The following is a 2,775-nucleotide window of genomic DNA, read 5'->3' as shown; positions in this document are numbered from 1 at the left end:
AAATCCTTGGCACTTTTGAACGGGAAGGTCAGCGGCGTCGCGTCTTCGACGATGCGATCGGCACCGGCTGGCCGTTGAGCCAGTAGAACGCGCTCGCTTCCGAGAAGTGCAGCAGCGGCCAATCCTGCAAGCCGCTGTCCGATGGCATCAGGAAGCGATCAACCGCTTCGTTGCCGCCTTCGGCATGTACCGCTTCCTGCTCTTCGAGGGTCACGGTCTGCGCCAGGGTGAATGGCCCGGCCTGGGTACGGCGCAATTCAGCGACGTACGCACCACAACCGAGTTGCTCGCCGATATCCTCCACCCGGGTGCGGATATAGGTGCCCTGGCTGCAATCCACCGCAAGACGCGCAGTATCGCCTTCGAAGGCCAGTAATTCCAAGCGCGCAATAGTAACAGAACGCGGTTCGCGCTCCACTACTTCGCCTGCACGCGCCAGCTTGTACAGCGGCTGGCCATCACGCTTGAGTGCCGAGTACATCGGCGGTATCTGACTGATTTGCCCACGAAATTTCGGCAATGCCGCTTCGACATCGGTGCGACCAACGGTCACCGGACGCTCCTGCAAAACCTCACCCTCGGCATCGGCCGTGGTGGTGGTCTTGCCCAGCTGCGCCAGGGTTTCATAGGCCTTGTCGGAATCGAGCAGGTATTGCGAGAACTTGGTCGCCTCGCCAAAGCACAACGGCAAGACGCCGGTGGCCAGCGGGTCGAGGCTGCCGGTGTGACCGGCCTTCTCGGCGTTGAGCAACCAGCGAACCTTCTGCAACGCGGCGTTGGAGGTGAACCCCAACGGCTTGTCGAGCAGGATAATGCCGCTGACGTTACGACGGATACGTTTGACCTGAGCCACCGAATTACTCCTTGGTGTCTTCAGGTTCAGCAGCGACCGGGTGCTGATTGTCTTCAGCCACGGCACGCTCGATCAGCGCCGACAAATGCGCGCCACGCACGACGGATTCGTCGTAGTGGAAGTGCAGTTGCGGCACGCTGCGCAGCTTCATTTCACGGGCCAGTTGCATGCGCAGGAAACCTGCGGCGGCATTCAGCACCTTGATGCTTTGCGCGATGTCTTCAGCGTTGTCCTGCCCCATCACGGTGATGAAAATCTTCGCGTGACCGACGTCACGGCTGACTTCAACAGCGGTAATGGTGACCAGACCCACACGTGGATCTTTGACTTCACGACGGATCAGTTGGGCCAGCTCGCGCTGCATCTGATCGCCGATACGTTGGGTACGGCTGTATTCTTTTGCCATGATTTTGTTACCTGTTACTGCCCTGCGGTGAAACCCGCAAGGTCTGAAAGCGGCAAACGCCCGGCCTGACAAATGCCAGACCGGGCGTTGCGTTTAGAGTCCTTGTGATGCGCCACACCCTTGAGTGCGGCCGGCCATCACGGCTCCTGAAGTGCGCGAGTCAGAGGCTGCGAGCAACCTGAACCTTCTCGAAGACTTCGATCTTGTCGCCGACTTTAACGTCGTTGTAGCTCTTAACGCCGATACCGCATTCCATGCCGGCACGTACTTCGGAAGCGTCATCCTTGAAGCGGCGCAGGGATTCCAGCTCGCCTTCGAAGATAACGATGTCTTCACGCAGTACGCGGATTGGACGGTTACGGTGCACAACACCTTCGATCACCATGCAACCAGCGATCGCGCCAAACTTCGGCGAACGGAACACGTCACGCACTTCGGCGATACCCAGGATGTTCTCGCGAACATCGCTGCCGAGCATACCGGTCAGGGCTTTCTTGACGTCTTCGATGATGTCGTAGATCACGTTGTAGTAACGCATATCCAGACCTTCCTGCTCGACGATCTTCCGTGCGCCAGCATCGGCACGCACGTTGAAGCCGAACAGAACAGCGTTGGAAGCCAGTGCCAGGTTAGCGTCGGACTCGGTGATACCACCCACGCCGCCGCCTACTACGCGCACTTGTACTTCGTCGTTGCCCAGGCCATTCAAGGCACCGTTCAACGCTTCCAGCGAACCACGGACGTCGGATTTGAGGACGATGTTGAGCGTCTTCTTCTCTGCCTGACCCATGTTTTCGAAGATGTTTTCCAGCTTGCCGGCGTGAGCGCGAGCCAGTTTGACTTCGCGGAACTTGCCTTGACGGAACAGAGCCACTTCACGGGCTTTCTTCTCGTCAGCAACAACGCTCATCTCGTCGCCAGCGTCCGGGGTACCGTCCAGGCCGAGGATCTCGACAGGGATGGAAGGACCGGCTTCTTTGATTGGCTTGCCGTTCTCGTCGAGCATGGCGCGCACGCGGCCATAGTTCGAACCGACCAGCACCATGTCGCCTTGGCGCAGGGTACCGTCTTGAACCAGAACGGTTGCAACCGGGCCACGACCTTTGTCGAGACGCGATTCAACCACAACGCCACGGCCAGGAGCCGATGGTGTTGCTTTCAGTTCGAGAACTTCAGCTTGCAGCAGAACGGCTTCCAGCAGCTCGTCCACGCCAGTACCGACTTTCGCCGAAACCGGTACGAACGGCGTATCACCGCCCCACTCTTCGGAGGTCACGCCGTAAACCGACAGTTCGCTACGGATGCGATCGAGATCGGCGCCCGGCTTGTCGATTTTGTTCACCGCTACAACCAGTGGAACGCCAGCCGCTACAGCGTGCTGAACAGCTTCAATGGTCTGCGGCATCACGCCGTCGTCCGCTGCAACTACCAGGATCACGATGTCAGTCGCCTTGGCACCACGAGCACGCATTGCGGTAAACGCAGCGTGACCCGGGGTGTCGAGGCTCGACACCCC

Annotated in this window: 2 protein-coding genes and 1 pseudogene; all 3 read right to left on the bottom strand. The window is 59.3% G+C overall.

What is annotated here, in order from left to right:
• Window positions 1-61: 61 nt before the first annotated feature.
• A pseudogene (truB, locus tag ACIP1X_RS28155) lies at window positions 62-853 on the bottom strand (tRNA pseudouridine(55) synthase TruB); the annotation flags it as partial.
• A 4-nt stretch (window positions 854-857) separates the two neighbouring features.
• Window positions 858-1,259 (bottom strand): 30S ribosome-binding factor RbfA, encoded by a 402-nt coding sequence (gene rbfA / locus ACIP1X_RS28150; RefSeq protein WP_007915259.1) that lies wholly within the window; start codon window positions 1,257-1,259, stop codon window positions 858-860.
• Between the two features lie 160 nt (window positions 1,260-1,419).
• Window positions 1,420-2,775: translation initiation factor IF-2 (gene infB, locus ACIP1X_RS28145; RefSeq protein ID WP_400755902.1), on the bottom strand; the 1,356-nt coding region annotated here is incomplete at its 5' end.

This window comes from Pseudomonas sp. NPDC088885 (assembly GCF_044750025.1).
Taxonomy (GTDB): domain Bacteria; phylum Pseudomonadota; class Gammaproteobacteria; order Pseudomonadales; family Pseudomonadaceae; genus Aquipseudomonas; species Aquipseudomonas rustica.
Note: the sequence above shows the minus strand (reverse complement) of the source record. Positions and strands in the feature narration are given on the sequence as shown.

Coding starts and splice junctions, on each gene's coding strand:
- rbfA (WP_007915259.1), bottom strand. CDS start 1,259: ATGGCAAAAGAATACAGCCGTACCCAACGTATCGGCGATCAGATGCAG.